The sequence below is a fragment of the Nocardia sp. NPDC051990 genome (assembly GCF_040680755.1).
Taxonomy (GTDB): domain Bacteria; phylum Actinomycetota; class Actinomycetes; order Mycobacteriales; family Mycobacteriaceae; genus Nocardia.
In genome coordinates this window covers 561957-580214 of the sequence record NZ_JBFAXH010000001.1, presented here as the reverse complement: position 1 = coordinate 580214, position 18258 = coordinate 561957, and the positions used below count along the sequence as shown (strand labels likewise).

21 protein-coding genes and 2 pseudogenes are annotated in these 18258 nt (G+C 66.3%); 9 read left to right on the top strand and 14 right to left on the bottom strand.

Annotated elements, in window-relative coordinates; all coding sequences use genetic code 11:
• Positions 1–29 precede the first annotated feature (29 nt).
• The 3 genes from AB0L63_RS02795 to purH all read left to right on the top strand — a co-directional run bounded on the left by AB0L63_RS02795 (position 30) and on the right by purH (position 3957).
• A complete protein-coding gene (locus AB0L63_RS02795; RefSeq protein ID WP_364493543.1) occupies positions 30–1589 on the top strand; it encodes a DUF6350 family protein in 1560 nt (519 codons plus the stop codon).
• A gap of 167 nt (positions 1590–1756) precedes the next feature.
• On the top strand, positions 1757–2389 hold the full coding sequence (purN, locus tag AB0L63_RS02790; protein WP_364493541.1) for a phosphoribosylglycinamide formyltransferase: 633 nt from the start codon (positions 1757–1759) through the stop codon (positions 2387–2389).
• Entirely contained in the window at positions 2386–3957 is a 1572-nt protein-coding gene (gene purH, locus AB0L63_RS02785; RefSeq protein ID WP_364493539.1) for a bifunctional phosphoribosylaminoimidazolecarboxamide formyltransferase/IMP cyclohydrolase, read from the top strand. The genes purN and purH overlap by 4 nt, the downstream gene beginning before the upstream one ends.
• A gap of 358 nt (positions 3958–4315) precedes the next feature.
• Here the strand turns inward: purH and AB0L63_RS02780 are convergent, their stop codons facing one another.
• Positions 4316–4765 (bottom strand): hypothetical protein, encoded by a 450-nt coding sequence (locus AB0L63_RS02780; RefSeq protein ID WP_364494004.1) that lies wholly within the window; start codon positions 4763–4765, stop codon positions 4316–4318.
• Between the two features lie 259 nt (positions 4766–5024).
• Here AB0L63_RS02780 and AB0L63_RS02775 point away from each other — a divergent pair, with 259 nt between their 5' ends.
• Positions 5025–5594: a LysM peptidoglycan-binding domain-containing protein gene (locus tag AB0L63_RS02775; protein WP_364493537.1), complete on the top strand. Its 570-nt coding sequence runs from the start codon at positions 5025–5027 to the stop codon at positions 5592–5594.
• Positions 5595–5694: 100 nt separating this feature from the next.
• Here the strand turns inward: AB0L63_RS02775 and rpsR are convergent, their stop codons facing one another.
• Genes rpsR through rpmB form a run of 4 tightly spaced genes read right to left on the bottom strand, consistent with a single transcriptional unit; the run spans position 5695 to position 6741 of the window.
• Positions 5695–5949 carry a 30S ribosomal protein S18 gene (gene rpsR / locus AB0L63_RS02770; protein ID WP_040695439.1) on the bottom strand — a complete coding sequence of 85 codons (255 nt, stop codon included), beginning with the start codon at positions 5947–5949 and terminating at the stop codon, positions 5695–5697.
• Positions 5950–5982: 33 nt separating this feature from the next.
• Entirely contained in the window at positions 5983–6288 is a 306-nt protein-coding gene (gene rpsN, locus AB0L63_RS02765; protein ID WP_364493535.1) for a 30S ribosomal protein S14, read from the bottom strand.
• Positions 6288–6458, bottom strand: coding sequence for a 50S ribosomal protein L33 (rpmG, locus tag AB0L63_RS02760; protein WP_364493533.1), 171 nt, complete (start codon positions 6456–6458; stop codon positions 6288–6290). The genes rpsN and rpmG overlap by 1 nt, the downstream gene beginning before the upstream one ends.
• 10 nt (positions 6459–6468) lie before the next feature.
• Positions 6469–6741 carry a 50S ribosomal protein L28 gene (rpmB, locus tag AB0L63_RS02755; protein WP_364493531.1) on the bottom strand — a complete coding sequence of 91 codons (273 nt, stop codon included), beginning with the start codon at positions 6739–6741 and terminating at the stop codon, positions 6469–6471.
• A gap of 178 nt (positions 6742–6919) precedes the next feature.
• On the opposite strand from rpmB, the gene AB0L63_RS02750 reads away from it, so the two are divergent.
• The 3 genes from AB0L63_RS02750 to rpmF are packed head-to-tail and all read left to right on the top strand — an operon-like array spanning position 6920 to position 8701.
• Entirely contained in the window at positions 6920–8248 is a 1329-nt protein-coding gene (locus tag AB0L63_RS02750) for a GTP-binding protein (RefSeq protein WP_364493529.1), read from the top strand.
• Positions 8245–8526 (top strand): type B 50S ribosomal protein L31, encoded by a 282-nt coding sequence (locus tag AB0L63_RS02745; RefSeq protein ID WP_364493527.1) that lies wholly within the window; start codon positions 8245–8247, stop codon positions 8524–8526. Before AB0L63_RS02750 ends, AB0L63_RS02745 begins: the two co-directional genes overlap by 4 nt.
• A 1-nt stretch (position 8527) precedes the next feature.
• The gene (gene rpmF, locus AB0L63_RS02740; protein WP_364493525.1) at positions 8528–8701 is read left to right on the top strand and encodes a 50S ribosomal protein L32; all 174 of its coding nucleotides are present in this window, start codon (positions 8528–8530) and stop codon (positions 8699–8701) included.
• 226 nt (positions 8702–8927) lie between these two features.
• Here rpmF and AB0L63_RS02735 read toward each other — a convergent pair.
• From AB0L63_RS02735 to AB0L63_RS02695, 9 genes and pseudogenes are all read right to left on the bottom strand, one after another.
• Positions 8928–9101 (bottom strand): annotated as a pseudogene (locus AB0L63_RS02735) (hypothetical protein).
• Positions 9102–9459: 358 nt separating this feature from the next.
• Positions 9460–9879: a hypothetical protein gene (locus AB0L63_RS02730; protein ID WP_364493523.1), complete on the bottom strand. Its 420-nt coding sequence runs from the start codon at positions 9877–9879 to the stop codon at positions 9460–9462.
• Between the two features lie 59 nt (positions 9880–9938).
• Complete coding sequence (locus tag AB0L63_RS02725) at positions 9939–10064, bottom strand: hypothetical protein (protein ID WP_364494051.1); 126 nt, start codon at positions 10062–10064, stop codon at positions 9939–9941.
• 179 nt (positions 10065–10243) lie between these two features.
• Positions 10244–10483, bottom strand: a pseudogene (locus tag AB0L63_RS02720) (glycoside hydrolase domain-containing protein); the annotation flags it as partial.
• 98 nt (positions 10484–10581) lie between these two features.
• Positions 10582–11412, bottom strand: coding sequence for a hypothetical protein (locus tag AB0L63_RS02715; RefSeq protein ID WP_364493521.1), 831 nt, complete (start codon positions 11410–11412; stop codon positions 10582–10584).
• The gene (locus tag AB0L63_RS02710) at positions 11405–12055 is read right to left on the bottom strand and encodes an ATP/GTP-binding protein (protein WP_364493519.1); all 651 of its coding nucleotides are present in this window, start codon (positions 12053–12055) and stop codon (positions 11405–11407) included. Before AB0L63_RS02710 ends, AB0L63_RS02715 begins: the two co-directional genes overlap by 8 nt.
• Positions 12036–12410 (bottom strand): DUF742 domain-containing protein, encoded by a 375-nt coding sequence (locus AB0L63_RS02705; protein ID WP_364493517.1) that lies wholly within the window; start codon positions 12408–12410, stop codon positions 12036–12038. The genes AB0L63_RS02710 and AB0L63_RS02705 overlap by 20 nt, the downstream gene beginning before the upstream one ends.
• 7 nt (positions 12411–12417) lie before the next feature.
• Positions 12418–12825 carry a roadblock/LC7 domain-containing protein gene (locus tag AB0L63_RS02700; protein WP_364340981.1) on the bottom strand — a complete coding sequence of 136 codons (408 nt, stop codon included), beginning with the start codon at positions 12823–12825 and terminating at the stop codon, positions 12418–12420.
• Entirely contained in the window at positions 12822–15623 is a 2802-nt protein-coding gene (locus AB0L63_RS02695) for an ATP-binding protein (RefSeq protein WP_364493515.1), read from the bottom strand. The genes AB0L63_RS02700 and AB0L63_RS02695 overlap by 4 nt, the downstream gene beginning before the upstream one ends.
• A gap of 359 nt (positions 15624–15982) precedes the next feature.
• Between AB0L63_RS02695 and AB0L63_RS02690 the strand changes: the two genes are divergently transcribed.
• Both AB0L63_RS02690 and AB0L63_RS02685 read left to right on the top strand, forming a co-directional pair.
• Positions 15983–16669, top strand: a complete 687-nt coding sequence (locus tag AB0L63_RS02690; RefSeq protein ID WP_364493513.1) for a response regulator transcription factor — start codon at positions 15983–15985, stop codon at positions 16667–16669.
• A gap of 84 nt (positions 16670–16753) precedes the next feature.
• Positions 16754–18154: a HAMP domain-containing sensor histidine kinase gene (locus AB0L63_RS02685; protein WP_364494001.1), complete on the top strand. Its 1401-nt coding sequence runs from the start codon at positions 16754–16756 to the stop codon at positions 18152–18154.
• The last annotated feature ends 104 nt before the right edge of the window (positions 18155–18258 follow it).

Genomic DNA, 18258 nt, shown 5'->3' with positions numbered 1-18258 from the left:
CGCCGGGGGAGCTGCCACGCTCAATGTCCATGAGCTCCTCGAGATCCTCTCTTGTGCGCCGGGCCGCCGAGTCCCGCGGCGGGCTGGAACGCTCGGCGCGCAGCGACCGATCGACGTCGCCACGCGCATCCGCGGACGGTTTCGACGAGGCCGGATTTCTGTCGCTGACCCCTGAGCACGCTCGCGTGCTGCTCCTGGTCGCCGCCAGGCCGACGACCTATGCGCTCGTCGCCGTCATCGTTCTCATGCTCGCCGCGCTGTTGTCCTCGGGCAGCGGCTTGGCCGGTACCTCGGGTGCGATCGCCGCGGGTTGGCTTGCCGCACATCAGGTTCCGCTGGTGATCGGCAAAACCTCACTCGAACTCTTACCGCTGCTGCCCACCGGACTGCTGGTCTGGCTGACCGGCCGGGATTGTGCCCACGCGGTCGAACCGGACAGTTCGCGCGCAGATCTCGGCTGGCTCGTCGGCGCGGCGCTGGCCGGACCGCTACTGGTTACGGCGGTCTGTCTGGCGGTCGCCGAGGACGCCTCCAGTGTCATCGCATTGCAGCCGCCGAATACGCTCGCTGCCTTCGCCTGGGTCGGCGGCGTGCATGTGGTCGCCGCAGTCGGTGGCATCGCGAGCCGGCACCGGCGTCGGCTTCTCATGCTGCTGCGATTGCCGGACTGGGCGATCGCGGGCACGTTCGGCGCGGGTCGGACGGTGGTGCGACTGCTGGTCTGCGCCACCGTGGTCGTCATCGTGTCCTTCCTCATGCACTGGTCGCGCATCGGTGACACCTTTCATGCCGCGGGCAATGCGGCGGGTGTGCTCGGGCTGATCCTGCTCTCGGTGGCGTATCTGCCGAATGTGGTGGTCGCGACGGTCGGTGTGCTCGTCGGCACCGGCGCGCAGTTCGGGGATGCGTCGATCGGACTGTTTTCCGTTGTCGGTGGCCCGATTCCGGCCATTCCGCTCATGGCGGCGGTGCCGACCGGACCCGCGTCGGGCTGGTGGCCGGTGCTGCTACTGATTCCGGCCGCGGTGGGCGTGCTCGGTGGACTCGATATCGGACGGACTTCCCACGACCGGGCGGCCGCCCCGTGGGCAACGCTGACCTCGGCCGGGCTGGCGACCGTGGTGTTGATGATGGTCGGTGCGGTCGCCGGCGGTGAGCTCGGGACGTTCGGACAGTTCGGTTTCGACCTGCCGATCTTCGCGGTGGTGACCTTCGGCTGGTTGGCCGTAGCCGGATATGCCGGTCTGATGTTCGCGCGCTGGTTCGTCGTTCCGATCGGCGTGCCGGTGACCGGGTACGACGACGAGTACGGCGATTACGACGACGATTATGACGACGACAGTGATCATGACGACGACAGTGATCATGACGACGCTCACTACGAGGACGATCACTACGACGAATACGACGACGAATACGAGGACTACGGCGGTCCCCACTTCGAGGTGGAACTCGACGGCGAACTGGTCGAGGAGCAGACCGCCATCGCCACCTCGGGCGCCCCGGGCAGCGATACCGTCCTCGACATCGTCGATGCCGAAGTGGTCGAGGCGGACCTGCTGGAAAGTGACCGGGTGGACGGTCGTTAGGCTCTACCTGGCGGCGTCGTACCGCCGCCGCCACTCGACCGAACCGCAGGAGTAGACCGCTGAGTTTGCCCACCCCGCCGACTCCGTCGGCTGCCGTCCCCCGGCGCTTGCCCACCCCGCCGGCTTCGTCGGTTGCCATCCCCCAGGCGTCCCCCAATGCCCCATGGGTGCCAACGGCGGTCCCGGCAACCGTCGTCGTACTGGCCTCTGGCACCGGTTCACTGCTGCGCGCCCTCATCGAGGCCGCCGCCGTTTCGGAGTATCCGGCGACCGTCGTCGCCGTCGGGGTCGACCGCGTCTGCCAGGCCACCGAACATGCGGCCGCCGCGGGGATTCCATCCTTCCGGATGGCGGTGAAGGACTTCCCCGACCGCGCTGCTTGGGATGTCGCGCTGACCGATGCGGTCGCCGCCTACGAACCCGATCTGGTGGTCTCGGCCGGATTCATGAAGATCCTCGGCCCCGTCTTCTTGGCTCGCTACGGCGGCCGGATCATCAATACCCACCCCGCGCTGCTGCCCGCATTTCCCGGCGCGCACGGGGTCCGCGACGCGCTCGCCTACGGGGTGAAGGTCACCGGTTCGACCGTGCACTTGGTCGATTCCGGCATCGATACCGGACCGATCCTGGCGCAGGAGGCGGTGTCGGTGCTCGACGATGACGACGAGGCCACGCTGCACGAACGCATCAAGGTTGTCGAGCGACGGTTGCTGGCGGAGGTTGTCGCCGCCGTCGCCACCAGAGGCATTGTCTCCGACGGACGAAAGGCAGTAATTCCAGATGAGCGGGTACTTCGGTGAGTGATCGTAAGGGGATTCGCAGGGCGCTGATCAGCGTCTACGACAAGACGGGGCTCGTCGAGCTCGCGACCGGGCTGAACGCCGCCGGTGTCGAACTGGTCTCCACCGGATCGACCGCGGGCAAGATCGCCGACGCGGGCATTCCGGTGACCAAGGTCGAGGATCTGACCGGATTCCCGGAGACCCTGGACGGCCGGGTGAAGACCCTGCACCCGCGGGTGCACGCGGGCATCCTCGCCGATACCCGCAAGGCCGAACACGTCGACCAGCTGGTCGAACTCGGCGTTGAGGCATTCCAGCTCGTGGTGGTGAATCTGTACCCGTTCACCCAGACTGTGGCCAGCGGTGCGAGCAATGACGAATGCGTCGAGCAGATCGATATCGGCGGTCCGTCCATGGTGCGCGCCGCCGCCAAGAACCATCCGTCGGTCGCGGTGGTCGTCGACAGCGGCGACTACGACGATGTGCTCGCCGCCGTGCGCGGTGGTGGCTTCACTCTAGCCGAGCGGACTGCGTTGGCGGCCAAGGCATTTCAGCACACCGCAAGCTATGACGTCGCGGTCGCGAGCTGGATGACCAGCGTGCTCGCCCCGGCCACCGAGCCGAATGAGGCTGCCGCGCAGCAGTTCCCGAATTGGATCGGCGGCTCCTGGGAACGCGCCTCGGTGCTGCGCTACGGCGAGAACCCGCATCAGACCGCCGCGTTGTACACCCATGACGGCAGCCGGGGTCTGGCGCAGGCGAAGCAGTTGCACGGCAAGGAAATGTCGTACAACAACTACACCGATGCCGATGCTGCCTGGCGCGCCGCCTACGACCATTCGGCACCGGCGGTCGCGATCATCAAGCACGCCAACCCCTGTGGTATCGCTGTCGGCGCGGACCTCGCCGAGGCGCATCGCAAGGCGCACGCATGCGATCCGGTGAGCGCCTACGGCGGCGTGATCGCGGCCAATGGCGAGATCACCGTGGAGATGGCCGAGCAGGTCGCCGAGATCTTCACCGAGGTGATCGTCGCGCCGTCCTATGCCGATGGCGCCGTCGAGGTTTTGCAGCGCAAGAAGAATGTGCGCATCCTGGTCGCCGAGCCGCCGCGCCGCGCCGGTGCGGAGCTGCGCCCGATCAGCGGCGGCGCACTGCTGCAGAGCCGCGATATCCTCGACGCTCCGGGCGACAACCCGGAGAACTGGACCCTGGTCGCCGGTGCGGCGGCCGATGCGGAAACCCTCGCCGATCTCGAATTCGCTTGGCGCGCCTGCCGTTCCGTGAAGTCCAACGCGATTCTGCTCGCCAACGACGGTGCCTCGGTCGGCGTCGGCATGGGCCAGGTCAACCGGGTCGACGCGGTCGGTCTTGCGGTGCAGCGCGCCGGCGACCGCGCCAAGGGGTCGGTCGCCGCATCGGATGCGTTCTTCCCGTTCTCCGACGGTCCGCAGCAGCTCATCCAGGCCGGTGTCCGGGCAATTGTGCAGCCCGGCGGTTCGGTCCGCGACCAGGACACCATCGACCTGGCCCGCGAGGCGGGAGTCACCCTGTACCTCACGGGCTCTCGCCACTTCGCGCACTGAGTTGCCGCTGCGACGGGCGGGCGCCATCGGCTCCCGCCCGTTCTGCACATCAGACGCCTCGCCTCGGCGAACTGCGGGGCGGCGCAGGGCAGCTTTCGTAGCGTGGCCGGTATGTTGACTCGTGCAAACAGGCCGCACCGCTGACGGTTCCGTTGGTGCAGAGCTGGACACCCGGCGGGGTCGGGTTCGTGCTCGGCGCATATGCGTGAGTGGTGTACATCCTGGACGGGCTGCGCGACGCCGCGGTAGTTCTCGCGGCCGGCTCACACATGCTTACCGAGGCGCAAAAGCCCTGAGGCCCAACCAAACCCGAAACCTATGTCGAGTTCGCCGCCCGCTCGGAAGCGATCGCCGAACTCTAGACCGCGCTGAGGACCTGTCGGCTGCCGAGCGGCGCCTTCAGTGGCACCTCGAGGGTGCCGAAAACCGCGATCATGGTGCACATTCGGCCGACGGCATCGGCGCGGGTACCCGATCGGAGTTCCACGGTGACCGTCGAATCGGTCTCGGTCACGCTGGCATCCACGCCGTAGCACTCCGGTGATCCGGTCTCGAAATTGACGGCGATCCGATCATCGGCCACCCGTGACCAGGACGTGAACGGAATCGGATGCGCGCCAACGATTGTCGGATCGGCGACGAATGCCCGGCCCGCGTCGGCGGGCGACCCTTCGGTGGGCGTACTCTTCGCCGCACTGGTTGTCGTCGTTTTCCCTTGTGTCCCATCGTTATCGGAGCCACCGCAGGCCGTGACGGCAAGGCCGACGAACAATGCGACGACGACTGCGGCGGGCCGAACGCGCGACATCCGATACATGCCGACCACCCTAATCGACGCGCCGATGCAGCAAGACGTGACGGGCCAGCAAACCAGGAGAGCGGACGCCTCAGTTTGTGCGGCAAGATGATAGAGCGATGAAGCCCACATAGTGAACTTTTGGCTAAGCCCGCGCGTAATACCTGCGCACCGCTTGCTCGCACAGTAACCTCGGGGCCGATGCACGCCAAAGGTTCGCGGCGCGCATCGAGTCGAATGCTTGGCACAGTAAACAGGTGAAAGGAAGAACGTGGGCGACACGCTGCGCGTTGGTGAAGAACTCAGGCTCGGCCAGTCTCTGGTCGGCGGTGCGTACACCCTGACTCTGCAGGCCGATGGCAATCTGGTGCTGTCGGAACCGGATGGAAATGTCGTGTGGTCCACCTTGACTCACGATCAAGGTGTCGAGCGGGCAGTCCTGCAAGAGGATGGCAACTTCGTGCTCTACAAGAGTGAGGGTGCTGCTTGGGCCTCCGAGACCAACGGCCGGGAGGCGGACCGGCTGACCGTGCAGGCCGACCGCAATGTGGTGCTGTACGGCACGGACGGCAGCGCGCTGTGGGCTTCGGACACCCATACCGACAACCCGCTGCCCGCACCGGAGCCCGAGCCGGTTGCCGAACAGGTCGCCGAACCCGCCGCCGAAGAGGTTCCGCCGCCGCCGGCCGCGCAGACCTACACGGTCGAGCCGGGCGACACCCTGTGGGCTGTCGCCGAACGCTTCTACGGCGACGGCAACCGCTACCAGGAGATCGCCGACGCCAGCGGAATCGACAACCCGGACCTCATCAACCCTGGCCAGGTGCTCACCATCCCGTGATATGCACCGCTGCCGTGTCGTGACGCTCGGATAGTCGTCCAACAGCAAAGGGCCCCGCAGCCGATATGGATTCGGCTGCGGGGCCCTGGTACGTCGGTTTCTACCGGCTGGTGAACGGCAAAAGTGCCATCTCGCGGGCGTTCTTCACCGCGACGGCGACCTGGCGCTGCTGCTGCGGGGTGAGCCCGGTGACCCGTCGGCTGCGGATCTTGCCACGGTCGGAGATGAAGGTGCGCAGCAAATTGACGTCCTTGTAATCGACCGTCTCGACGCCCGCCGCGATCAGTGGGTTCTTCTTCGGGCGGCGGGCCTGCTCGGCGCGAACCTTCTTCGAGGGTGCTCGCTTGACTGCCATATGACGGGTTTCCTTCTCGAGATCAGTGGTTGTCTACCAGCTCGATTTGTGCACACCGGGGAGTTCACCCCGATGGGCCATCTCGCGCACACGTACGCGGGAGAGTCCGAACTTCCGGAGATGACCGCGCGGTCGTCCGTCCGCAGCGTCCCGATTACGTAATCGTACCGGACTGGCATCGCGGGGCAGCCGCTGTAGCGCCGACTGTGCCGCGGCGCGGTCTTCCTCGGATGTGGTCGGTTTGCGGATCATCTCCTTGAGTTCCGCACGCCGTGCAGCATGGCGGGCGACGATCTCCGTGCGCTGCTCATTGCGGGCGATCTTCGACTTCTTGGCCATCAGCGCTCCTCGCGGAAGTCGACGTGCCTGTGCACCACCGGATCGTATTTGCGCAACACCATCCGGTCCGGGTCGTTGCGCCGGTTCTTCCGCGTGACGTAGGTATATCCCGTTCCCGCAGTGGATTTCAGCTTGATGATCGGCCGGATCTCGGCCGATTTCGAGGCCATGGTGCTCCCGTCAGATCTTGTTGCCGCGGGCCCGGCTGTGTTTCGTGGACCGCTTCGCTTCGCTCGCGCGGATGCGCGCCACCACGGCCTCGATCCCGTCCCGGTCGATGGTCTTGATGCCCTTTGCGCAGACATGCAGCGTGATGCGGCGGTCCTCGCTGGGCAGGTAATAGGTCTTGCGCTGGATATTGGGATTCCAGCGCCGGCTCGTCCGCTTGTGCGAGTGCGATACGGACTTGCCGAATCCCGGCTTGCGCCCGGTGACCTGGCAGTGGGCCGACATGCGGACTCCTTCCTGTTTTTGATAATCATTTTCGACAACGGCTGCTCGACAATGTACCGTTGCGTGACAGCAAATGAAAATCGTTTCCGGTATGAGTGGATCGGGTCCGGAGGAGGCAGCCTGCGTAACCAGGTAGGGCCTCCGCTCATACCGAATTGGATACCGAAAGGGGGCGCTCGTGGAACCCGCCCTACTCCCGCCCGGGAGGCAGTCCGACCGGAGAACGCCCGTCGTGGTGGCCGCCGGATGTTCGGGAGCGGCCGCGGCGGGTGTGGCTCGACTGGCCGCCGCGCTGCGCGAGAGGCCGGGCACCGTCACCATCCGCCACGACCTGAGCGGACTCGGCGAGGGCATCGTGCATCGCACGGTGCGCATCGGCGAGCAGGAGAGCTGCACTGTGCTCGAATTGGCACACGGCTGCGTCTCGTGCACCCTGCGCATCGATCTGCTGCCGCTGCTGTGCAGGCTCGCCGCCCGTGATTCGGTGGATCGCATTGTGCTGGAACTGGATCCGGCCTTCGAGGCGGAAGCGGTATGCCAGGCGATCGAAAATATCGCCGTCACCGGCGTGATCGGTCGCGTCGACGGGCCGGCCGGCCGCGATGTGCGGGTCGAGGCCGTACTCACCTGTGTGGACGCGCGAACGTGGTTGGCCGATGCCACCGGCGAGGACACCCTGGCCGAGCGCGGACTGGCGACCGCCGACGACGACCGGACCGTGGCTCAGGTGGCGGTCGGCCAGGTCGACTTCGCGGATGCCGTTGTGGCACACGGTCATACCGGCGACCCCAACGATCGTGCGCGACTCGGCGCTGTGCTTTCCCGGCTCGTGCCCGAGGCGCCGGTGGCCTGGATCGACGATATCGATCTGCTCGACTCGGCCGATGTCGAGGCATTGCTCGCGCGCATCCCGGCCCATTCGCGGCGCGGCCGCGTCTTCGATGCCCACGCGCCGCTATTGCGCGGCCAGCCGCCGCTCGGCGCCGAATACGGTGTTGCCCTCATCGAATTCGCCGCGAGCCGCCCGTTCCATCCGGCCCGCCTGCATGAGGCCCTCGACGTGCTCTTCGACGGAGTGGTGACCGCCCGCGGGCGGATGTGGCTGGCCACCCAGCCGAACGAGGTGGTGTGGCTGGAATCGGCGGGCGGCGGATTGCGCGTCGGCAGCGCGGGGCCGTGGCTGGCCGCCATGAGCCCGAGCGAATGGGAACAGGCCGACCCCACGCGTCGGGCCATGGCCGCGCTGCGCTGGGACGAGCAGTTCGGCGACCGCGATATTTCGCTGGCCATCCTCGCCCATGACGCGGACCCGGCCGAGATTCGTCAGGCCCTGCACTGGGCGCTGGTCGAGGACGACGAACTGCGCCTGGTGGAACGCGCACCGGAGCGGGTCGCGCAGTGGGCGGACCCGTTCGGCGAATGGCATGCCGACCCCTGCGAGACCGGCGAATCCACCGGCCTGCCGATCGATGGCCAGGCGAAAAGCCCGAGAGGAGAAGCGAAATGAAGAGCGACATACATCCGGACTACCACCCGGTGGTGTTCGAGGATTCGAGCACCGGAAAGCGGTTCCTGACCCGATCCACCGCCACCAGCGCACGCACCGTCGAGTGGGCAGACGGCAATACCTACCCGCTGCTGGTCGTGGATGTCACCTCCGATTCGCACCCATTCTGGACCGGCGCGCACCGCGTGCTGGATACCCAGGGCCGGGTGGAGAAGTTCGAGCGCAAATACGGCAAGCGAGCGCGGGTCGCGTCCCAGCCCTCACGAGGGGAGGGCTGACATGGCGGTGCCCAAGCGTAGGTTGTCGCGGTCGAATACCCGCAGCCGCCGCTCGCAGTGGAAGGCGACCCCACCGGACCTGATGCCGGTCAGTGTCGGTGGGGTCGTACACAAGGTGCCGCGTCGTCTGGTGCAGGCGGTCAAACGCGGACTTGTTGATCCACGGGGACTTTGAGCTCAGGTAACCACCACGGAGCGAGTCTTACGAGCGACGTTCGCGGCCCGTCTCGCGTCCGCGCCGCAGGCGCGGCTATCGAACACAACCGAGTTGTCGCAGCGCATACGACGCAGTCGTATGTCTCGACGGCGCCGCTAGCGACTGCTTGCAGGTCGCTCGAAAGGGTCGGACGCGAGACAGCAGGGGGCCGTGAACACGCCGCGCCGCAGGCGCGGTAGATACTTCAGCGCTGGAAGAACTTGTTGTTGCCGAGGTCGGCGACGGTCTCGAGCTTCAGGGCCTCCAGCTGCTGCTGATCGTGCGCGGGGGTGAGGCCGGCCAGCGCGACGGCGGGGCGGAGAGGATTTCCCTCAGGGACTTGTTCTCGAATTCCTCCGAGCACCATGTTCACGGCCATGCGAACTCCTTCGAGCGAACCGCTCTGTGCAAGCCCACGATAACTCGCGCGCTGCTGGCATGGGGCGGGGGCGATGGTCGATCGGCCGAAATGGCTGTTGACGCTCTCGCGAGGTCTTGGATCGGAACCACTCGAGAGTGCGGCAAACTAATAGCTACTCGAATGATGCGTGCCACATGGAAATTTTCCGGGTACTCGATTGCGATGTGGTAGCTCTCCGGTCGATTGCATACTGGGAGTTGGTTTTTCGTGGTCGTAAAAGTCCTGGCGCAGTGATGATTTCGTGCTCCTGCGCCGGTACTCTCATCCAAGAGGGCGGGTTCTCGGAATCCGGTTCACCAGATCTCCGAGAACCCGCTCATCGCCAAAATTCTGACCCCTCTGGTGATTTCCCCACTTCCCGGCTACCGGGCAGACCTGGCAATTCCGCCAATAGCGACTCGAGCCGGGCCAGTTGCTCACCCACGAAGTCGGCCGGACCCTCGATCAGTGAGAGCGGCCACGGCAGATGCGGCCCGTCCAATCGCTTGACCTCCTCGGCCAGCTCTGCGGTGGTGGCTTCGAGTTCGCTGATTTCCGTGCGCAATTCGCCTACTTGCGTACGCAATTCGGCCGATTCGTCCTCCAACTCCTTGATCCGCTGCAGCACCGCGGCCACGCCATCCACCAGGGTGAGATAGCGGCCCTCCGCATCGGTGCCGAGCTGCGGCCAACCGGACAGCCCCGGACCGCGCAGCTGGATCTGGATATCGCGCAGCACTGCATCTTGTTCGGGCATCACGTCCGGTTCCTCCCATACGAAGTCCCACTGGCCGAAATCTATTGTCTCTGCCTCGTTTACATCACCGAGACGCCGTTGACGACTACCTGCCGCAAGGTCTGATGGATATTGCGGCTGGTCTCCACATTGGTACCCGACCAGGCAGCGGTCTGCCACGACCAGGTCGCGACGCTCGTGTCCAACGCTCGGCTGATCGACCAGAAACCGCCGTAGCTACCCACATTCGTGGGGCCGAGTACGGTCGCCGCACCTGCGAGATAGGCATTGATCGCCAGTTGATCCCGCGGTGTCGAATCGAAATCCGCGCAGAAGTTGATCGGCCGATCGGGACGACTGCGCAGCGCAGCACCTGCGCCGAACCCGCACGCGCATCGACGATTCCGGCGTCATAGCCGTCCAGCATCCTGGTCGCGGTCGTCTCCCGGTTCGACACGATGGAGATGCCGTTCGTCCGCAGATCATCGGCCTCGGCTGGGGTCGACTGTTTGCGGGGCAGGGGCGGACCGCCCTCAGCGAGGTAGCGCATGACAAAATCGAAACCGGCCGCTCGGATGGCCGCACCGCCGGGACGGCCCGCTGCATAGTCGAGACCGAGACGCATATCGGTAACTGTAGGGGGCATCATCGGCACAAATCGGCGGCATCGCCGAACCCGCCGAACTCGCCCGCGCCCGGTGGTTGACCAGGGCTCCAGTCGGTTCAGCGCGCCGACTGGAGGTCGGACCGGCTGGCCCGGAGCTCGGACTGGCGCTTGGCCTCGAGCGCGGCCGCGGTTTCGCGCCGGTCGGGTGCGATGAGCACCGCGCTGATCGGGACAGCCAGGGCGAGCAATCCGATGACGAACATCGGGAAAACGAATTCGAACAGCGTGAGTCCGTCCGGCGCCTTCGCGGTGGTGTCGACGGTCAGATCCAGGGCCGCGATACCGGCGTAATACATGCCCGCGATGCCGACGGCGAACAGCAGCACCGTGGCCGCCCGCGCGAGCAGGCCGTGCAGCGCCTGGAACGACCACAGCGTGCCGACACCGGTGATCAGCGCGACCGCCACCGCGACCGCCGTGAGCCATGGCGAGATCTCGACCGAACCCTGGATGCGGAGGGACCCGAGCTCCAGATACAGGGTCAGACTGATGCCGAATCCCATGACCAGCCCACCCGGGAAGAGCCGGGCCAGTTGCGGTCGGCGGCCGATGATGATCAGCGCGACGAATACCGCGACGAACGACGTCACCATGGCCGCGATCATCCGGCCGCCGTCGAAGCGCGCGGCGGTACCCGAAATATCGAGGCCGAGCAGCGCGACCGAGGTCGACAGCCACGCGCCCACGCCGCCGATCGCCACCGCGGCCGAGGTCACCCACACCAACCGGAACCGGGATGAACGCGCCGCGTGGAGCACGCATGCCAGCCCGACCACGGCGCCGAGCACCGAAACGCCGAGGGAGAGTCCGGCGACCCAGTACCCCATCGAGAACTGGTCCACCGCCGCGCCGCCGTTCGCCGCAGCGAACAACCGGACGTCATGCATGTCGGGCGGTTCCTTCCAGTTCGAGCGCCTTCAGTTGGGCGATCGCGTACTCGGTAACGGCCGCAAGCGCCTGGCGGACCTCCATGGCATTGCGCGCGTCGATATCCACGATGGGCACCCCCTCGCGCACCGAAAGCGCCTCGCGCAGTTCGGCGATCGGGAAGCGGGGTGCGCCCGGGAACCGGTTGACCGCGATCAGGAACGGCAGATTGCGCGCCTCGAAGAAGTCGACGGCGGCGAAGCTGTCCTCGAGCCGTCGGGTGTCGATGAGCACCACCGCGCCGATGGCGCCGCGGATCAGGTCGTCCCACATGAACCAGAAGCGGCGCTGGCCGGGCGTACCGAATAGGTACAGCACCAGGTCGCCCGGCAGGATGATGCGGCCGAAATCCATAGCGACCGTGGTGGTTGCCTTATCCGGAGTATCGGCGAGATCGTCGATGCCGTCGGAAAAGCGGGTCACCATGGCCTCGGTGCGTAGTGGGACGATCTCCGATACCGCGCCGACGAAGGTCGTCTTTCCCGCGCCGAAGCCGCCCGCGACCACGATCTTGGTCGAGGCGACGCGCGTGTCGGTCTCGGCGGATCCGGAGTTGCCGGGCTGCCCGTAATTTCCGCCTTGCCTATAGGGCACGGAGTCCACGCAAAGTCCTTTCCATAAGGGAACGGCGCTCATCGAAGCTTGCCTCGTCGTTCAGGGTCGAATGCACGCGCAGCGCGCCGTCGACGACGAGGTCACCGACCATGACCCGGACCATGCCGAGCGGTCGATCCAGGTGGGCGGCGATCTCGGCGACCGACAGTCGGTTCGTGCCCAGCCGTAGGATCTCGGTGCGCAGATCGCCCGCTGGCCAATCGAGATGCGCAGTGTACGACAGGGTTTCGATAACCGCTTCGAGCGGTAGGTCGACCGCGGGTTCGGTACGCCCGGAGGTCAGGGCATATGGTCTGACGCGGGTGGTCGGCCGGTTCGGCCCGTGGCCGAGTGGACTCGACATCGTTGGATCAGACGGCTGTCCGGGCGGTGGCGGTGACCACCGTGCCCACGCGATCGACGAGCAGGGCCATTTCGTAGCCGATCCGGCCGATATCGTGCGATTTGTTGGCGAGCACGGCCAGGTGCGACCCGTTGCCAACGCTCATCACCAACAGATAGCCGCGCTGCATCTCCACAATCGACTGCATCACCTTGCCGCCGTCGAAAAGCGATGCGGCTCCGGTGGAGAGACTGGCCAGGCCCGCGGTGACCGCGGAAAGCTGTTCGGCGCGGTCCGCGGGTAGATTCGGACTGGTCGCCTGCAGCAGACCGTCCGCCGTCACCAGCACCGCATGCGACACTCCGGGCACATCCTTGGTGAAGCGGGCAACCAGCCAGTTGAGGTTCTCGTCCGTGGTGCTGTTCGGGTTGGTCATACAAGCCCTCCGTCGTTGTACTGCGCTTCGGCCCGCCCGCTGCGGACCCCACTGAGATGCCTGGTCAGGTTGTTCCGGATCTCCTCCGGATCGCGTATGCCGGATTCCTCGACCGGCGCGAGGCCGCCGGGCACCAATTGCGCTCCGGGCCTGCGGATCGGCAGTCCGCCGACGGTACGGGCCTCGGCGGTCGGATGGCTGGCCTGTTCGGCGGCCGTCCAGCCCGCGTCGGCGGGGGAGGTCCATGCGGACGGCGAGTGTTGCGCCGCCGCGGGTTCGACCAACCACTCCGAGACCATCCGCTGATAGATCGGGGTGGGCGATTCGCCCTGCACGGGCTGCAGTCGGGTCGAGGTGTTGGTCGTGGCTTCGGCCGAGACCGGTTGCAGTCGAGTCGAGGTCGGCTCCGGTTCCGCTGCGGCGGCGGGCCTTCTGGCCGGCAGCGGCGGCCGCAGGGTGGGCCGTGGCCCGGTCGCATCCGGCGCGGCGGGCTCGCGGGAGACGATCGGCATCGATTCGGTGTGCGCCGGTTCGTCGGGCTGTTCGGCCCACAGATCGGTAACCGCGCCGAGGGACACCTGCGGTTCCCCATCGGTGACCGAATTCGGCCCGGTGGCAGGCTCATCCGTCGGAGTCGGCGGCCCGAACGGCGCGTTGCGGGATCGGTTGTCCTCGACGCGGCGGCTGCTCGGATTCTCCGCGAATACGTCGATCGAGGTTTCGGTGTGATCATGGCCGGGTATAGATACCTCAGGCGCGTCGGCGACGCGTATGGTCGGACGACGTTGTGGCAGACCAGAACTGGTGACCGCGAACCGCGACGGTTCACGCTGCGGCAGGCTCGGCACCGGCACCAGGGTGCGCGGCGGCTGTTGTGGTGACGGGGCCGGCGACGCGGCCATGGCCTGCGCCTCGATGGCTCGCTGGTTCGGATCGGTCGCATCGAGCGGCGGCGCGACGAGTGCGCCGGGCAGGTGCACGCTGGCGGTGATGCCGGGCTGCTGCGCCATGGTCGAGGTGCGGCGCAGGCCCACCGTGATGGTGTGCCGCTTGGCGAGTCGGCCGACGACGAAAAGACCCATGCGGCGCGCGGTTTCGACGGTGACCTCACCACCGGAGGCCAGCCGGTCATTGGTGAGCTGCAGATCCTCCGGCGACATGCCGAGGCCGCGGTCGGTGATCTCGATCAGATAGCCGCCGTCCACCGCGCGCGCCACCGTCACCGCGACCGGTGTGGTCGGCGGGGAGTAGCGCAGCGCGTTATCGATCAGTTCGGCGAGCAGATGTTCGATATCGACGGCGGGCTCACCGGCGACGATGCCGTCGGGCACCGCGCCGATTTCCACCCGCTGGTAGTCCTCCACCTGGGAGACCGCACTCCAGAGCATGTCCGATAGCGGCACCGGATGTAGTTGACCGCGGCGCAATGCGGTACCGGCGAGCACCAGCAGGTTGTCGCCGTTACGGCGCATGCGGGTGGCGAGGTGGTCGAGGCGGAACAGGCTCTGGAGCCGTTCGGCATTGTCTTCGTCGTGTTCCAGATCCTCGATCAGTGACAGCTGCTGTTCGACGAGGGACTGACTACGGCGGGAAAGGGTTTCGAACATATTCCCGATCTGCAGGCGCAGTCGGGCCTGATCGGCGGCGAGATTCAGCGCCTGCTCGTGGATTTCGTCGACGGCGCGGGCCAGTTGGCCGACCTCGTCGGTGGTGTGCACGCCGACCGGGGTGATCTCCGGGGTGGCGCCGCCGCTGCGCACGACCGCGAGTTCGTCGGGCAGTTTGATATGCGCGACCTCGAGTGCGTCGCGGCGCAGCCTGCGCACCGGGACGACCAGGGTGCGCGCGACGGCGAGGGCCAGCGCCAGACCGGCCAGCAGCATGCCGATGACGATCGTGGTCTCGCGTAGCGCGCCGCCCTGCGCCTCGGTGGTCCGTTTCGCCAGCGCCCTATCGATGGTGTCGGCGAGGGAGTTGGTGGTCTTGTCGTAGATGTCCGCGCTGGCCTGCAGGGAATCCAGCACCGCCGGCTCGGATGTCGGATCCCCGCCGTTCTGGCTGAATGCCCCGAGGCGGATGCCGACCGCGTCCAGCAGCGGCGGCATATTCGGCGCATTGTCCGGAAGGATGATGCCGTAGGTATTGACCATGGTCATCTCGGCGCCTGCTGAGGTGAGTACCTTCGCGCGCACGCTCGGATTGTGGCCGGCTTCGGGGGAGCCGATCAGCATGCGCTGCAGGGTGAGTACGCGCCGGGCGTTCTGGATCGCGCCGATCTGCAGGAAGTAGCGCTGGATGACGAGGTCCTCGACCGAGGGCGAGAGCGCGTACGCGTTGCCGATGCGAACCGCGATCTCATCGGCCTGCTCACCGACCATCATCGGCGATCCGTTGCGCAGGCTGTTGCGCATGCTGGTGGCGGTGGCGACGGCCGAGGCCAATTCGGAGGTGACTCGGGTGCTCACCTTGGTCGTGCGCATTCCGGCCTGGAGATCAGCGAGCGCCTGATCGAATTTCGTCAATGCCGCGTCGGTTGCCGGATCCGCGGTGTTTCCCCAGGACGCGGTCGCCGCGACGGCGAGTTGTTCGGTCGCCGTACCGAACTTGACGATCGGGCGAATGATGATGACCTGTTCGGTCGCCGCATCCAACTGCGACATGGTGCGCAGTTCGTTGTTGATGCGGAGCACGGCGAAGACGGTGGCCAGTAGCACGGGCAGGACCAGCACGATGCCAACCTTGCGAGTGACCGACCAGTTGGACAGACTGAATTGCCAGGACCGCGGTGCAGCTTCCATCCGCTTCCGTTGCCTCCGCTTCACGAGCTTGCACGAGTGCCCCCGGATGGCGCATGGCTGTTCGGTTTTGAATCAACCCGCTGAGAACCAACTAGAGGTCTTCTTTTTACCGCACGGAACATACCGTGCAGAGTGACCAACGGCAATCTGGGGCAGGCACTCTATAATTCACTCGAATATGGCTACTCAGAACGGGTTTCGACGCGCAAAACGGTTGCCCGTTTCCATCGAGATCTGTACGTGATCACAAACCTGCTGGTCGCTAGACCAGCCCCGAGCGGGCGGTATCGCTGCTGGGTGTGGCGTGTCGAGCGGCGCCCTCTCAGTCGGCTCTCAGTCGATGCGGTCAAACTGGGGACATGCGCATTCTGGTAGTCGACGACGATCGTGCCGTCCGGGAATCGCTGCGCCGGTCATTGACCTTCAACGGCTACTCCGTCGATCTCGCGGTCGACGGAGTAGACGCGCTGGACAAGGCAACCGCGCAGCGACCGGATGCACTCGTACTAGATGTGATGATGCCCCGGATGGATGGGCTGGAAGTTTGCCGACGCCTGCGCAGCACCGGAGACGATCTGCCGATTCTGGTTTTGACGGCGCGAGATTCGGTTTCCGAACGGGTAGCCGGACTCGATGCCGGTGCCGATGACTATTTGCCGAAACCATTCGCGCTAGAGGAATTGCTGGCCCGATTGCGGGCGTTGCTGCGCCGCACGGCCGCCGATCCCGGCGAGGTTTCCGAGACCATGACGTTCGCCGATCTGTCGCTGGATCCGGTGACCCGCGAGGTGACGCGCGCTGACCGCTCGATCAGCCTGACCCGCACCGAGTTCGCACTGCTGGAAATGCTGATGGCCAATCCGCGTCGGGTGCTGACCCGCAGCCGCATCCTCGAGGAGGTCTGGGGCTATGACTTCCCGACCTCGGGTAATGCGCTCGAGGTCTATATCGGCTATCTGCGCCGCAAGACCGAGGCCGAGGGTGAGGTCCGGCTCATCCACACCGTGCGCGGTGTCGGCTACGTGCTGCGCGAAACACCCCCGTAGACGGGTCGATACCCCATGGCCAGAACCAATCCCAAGCGGCCAGTGGTCGCCGCGCTCGGCGCATACCCCCCGCAACCAGCGGATATGCGTCCGCCGATGCCGCTGACCAGATCGGTCTCCCTGCGCTGGCGGGTAACCCTGCTCGCCGCCTCGGTGGTCGCCATCGCCGTGGCCGTCACCTCGATCGCTGCCTATGCCATGGTGGCCCGCGCGCTGAACGCCGATGTGGACTCGCAACTCAAAGCGCGCGCGAACACCATGATCAACAATAATTTCGACAGTTTGGGGTTTCAGTCGATCGTGCTGGCCGGGCTGTACTCCAACGATGTCGGAGTTGCGCTGATATACGCGAAAGACAAGGCGTATATGCCACCGCAGCAAACGATTCCGCCGGTGGGCACCCAGGAACTGGCGGTCGCGAACGGTGAGTTGCCCTCGTCACTGCGCACCGTGAGTAATCAGCGTGTGCTCGCGGTGCCGACGCATTCCGGCGCGACGCTGGTCGTCTCGCAGCGGTTGCAGCCAACCCGCGAGGTATTGGACCGGCTGGCGTGGTTGCTGTTCGTCGTGGGCGGTTGTGGTGTTGTGCTGGCGGCGGCAGCGGGTACCGCGGTCGGCCGCACCGGGCTGCGCCCGATCGGACGGCTGACCGCCGCGACCGAACGGGTCGCCCGCACCGACGATCTGACACCGATTCCGGTGACGGGTGACGATGAACTCGCGAGGCTCACCGAGAGCTTCAACACAATGCTGCGCGCACTCGCCGAATCGCGTGATCGGCAACGCCGGTTGGTCGCCGACGCCGGACACGAATTACGCACGCCGCTGACCTCGCTGCGCACCAATATGGAATTGCTGATCGCCTCCAGTCGCCCTGGCGCGCCGCAGATTCCGGAACAGGATATGGCCGAGCTGCGCGCCGATGTGATGGCACAGATAGAGGAGCTGTCGACCCTGGTCGGCGATCTCGTCGACCTGGCCCGCGAGGACGCGCCCGAAACCGTCTACGAACGAGTGGATCTCGGCGAGGTGGCCGAGCGGGCACTGGAGCGGGCCCGCCGCCGCGGTGCGATCGAGTTCGCCGCGCAGTTGCAGCCCTGGTTCGTGTACGGCCATGAGGCGGGCCTGGAGCGGGCGATTCTGAATGTCCTCGACAATGCCGCCAAGTGGAGTCCGGCGAGCGCGCAGGTGAAGGTCACCATGCGGGAAACCGGTCGCGGATTGCTCGAACTCGATGTCGACGACGCCGGACCCGGCATCCCGGCCGCCGAGCGCGAGCTGGTGTTCGACCGTTTCTATCGGACCACGGCGTCGCGTTCCATGCCGGGTTCGGGGCTCGGCCTCGCGATCGTCAAACAGGTGGTGACCAAGCACGGCGGCACGATCACCATCGAGACCTCCGAGCGCGGCGGCGCCTTGGTCCGAATTGTGCTGCCGGGCGCGGCGACCATGCTCGATGGTGCGACCGACTCCGTAACCGATTGACGCCGTTCGAGACTAAGGTGATGGGGGGCGGCACCGGGGCCGTCCGCGATATCTCGGAAAACTGAAAGCGCGGTCTCAGTTCGCTCTCAGTCGTCGTCGCCAAG

Bases quoted from the DNA above. Each gene is read 5' to 3' on its own strand.
- AB0L63_RS02795 (WP_364493543.1), top strand. From the start codon at position 30: ATGAGCTCCTCGAGATCCTCTCTTGTGCGCCGGGCCGCCGAGTCCCGC.
- AB0L63_RS02780 (WP_364494004.1), bottom strand. From the start codon at position 4,765: ATGTCGCGCGTTCGGCCCGCCGCAGTCGTCGTCGCATTGTTCGTCGGC.
- rpsR (WP_040695439.1), bottom strand. From the start codon at position 5,949: ATGGCAGTCAAGCGAGCACCCTCGAAGAAGGTTCGCGCCGAGCAGGCC.
- rpsN (WP_364493535.1), bottom strand. From the start codon at position 6,288: ATGGCCAAGAAGTCGAAGATCGCCCGCAATGAGCAGCGCACGGAGATC.
- rpmG (WP_364493533.1), bottom strand. From the start codon at position 6,458: ATGGCCTCGAAATCGGCCGAGATCCGGCCGATCATCAAGCTGAAATCC.
- rpmB (WP_364493531.1), bottom strand. From the start codon at position 6,741: ATGTCGGCCCACTGCCAGGTCACCGGGCGCAAGCCGGGATTCGGCAAG.
- AB0L63_RS02745 (WP_364493527.1), top strand. From the start codon at position 8,245: ATGAAGAGCGACATACATCCGGACTACCACCCGGTGGTGTTCGAGGAT.
- rpmF (WP_364493525.1), top strand. From the start codon at position 8,528: ATGGCGGTGCCCAAGCGTAGGTTGTCGCGGTCGAATACCCGCAGCCGC.
- AB0L63_RS02730 (WP_364493523.1), bottom strand. From the start codon at position 9,879: ATGCCCGAACAAGATGCAGTGCTGCGCGATATCCAGATCCAGCTGCGC.
- AB0L63_RS02715 (WP_364493521.1), bottom strand. From the start codon at position 11,412: ATGCATGACGTCCGGTTGTTCGCTGCGGCGAACGGCGGCGCGGCGGTG.
- AB0L63_RS02705 (WP_364493517.1), bottom strand. From the start codon at position 12,410: ATGTCGAGTCCACTCGGCCACGGGCCGAACCGGCCGACCACCCGCGTC.
- AB0L63_RS02700 (WP_364340981.1), bottom strand. From the start codon at position 12,825: ATGACCAACCCGAACAGCACCACGGACGAGAACCTCAACTGGCTGGTT.
- AB0L63_RS02695 (WP_364493515.1), bottom strand. From the start codon at position 15,623: ATGGAAGCTGCACCGCGGTCCTGGCAATTCAGTCTGTCCAACTGGTCG.
- AB0L63_RS02690 (WP_364493513.1), top strand. From the start codon at position 15,983: ATGCGCATTCTGGTAGTCGACGACGATCGTGCCGTCCGGGAATCGCTG.
- AB0L63_RS02685 (WP_364494001.1), top strand. From the start codon at position 16,754: ATGCGTCCGCCGATGCCGCTGACCAGATCGGTCTCCCTGCGCTGGCGG.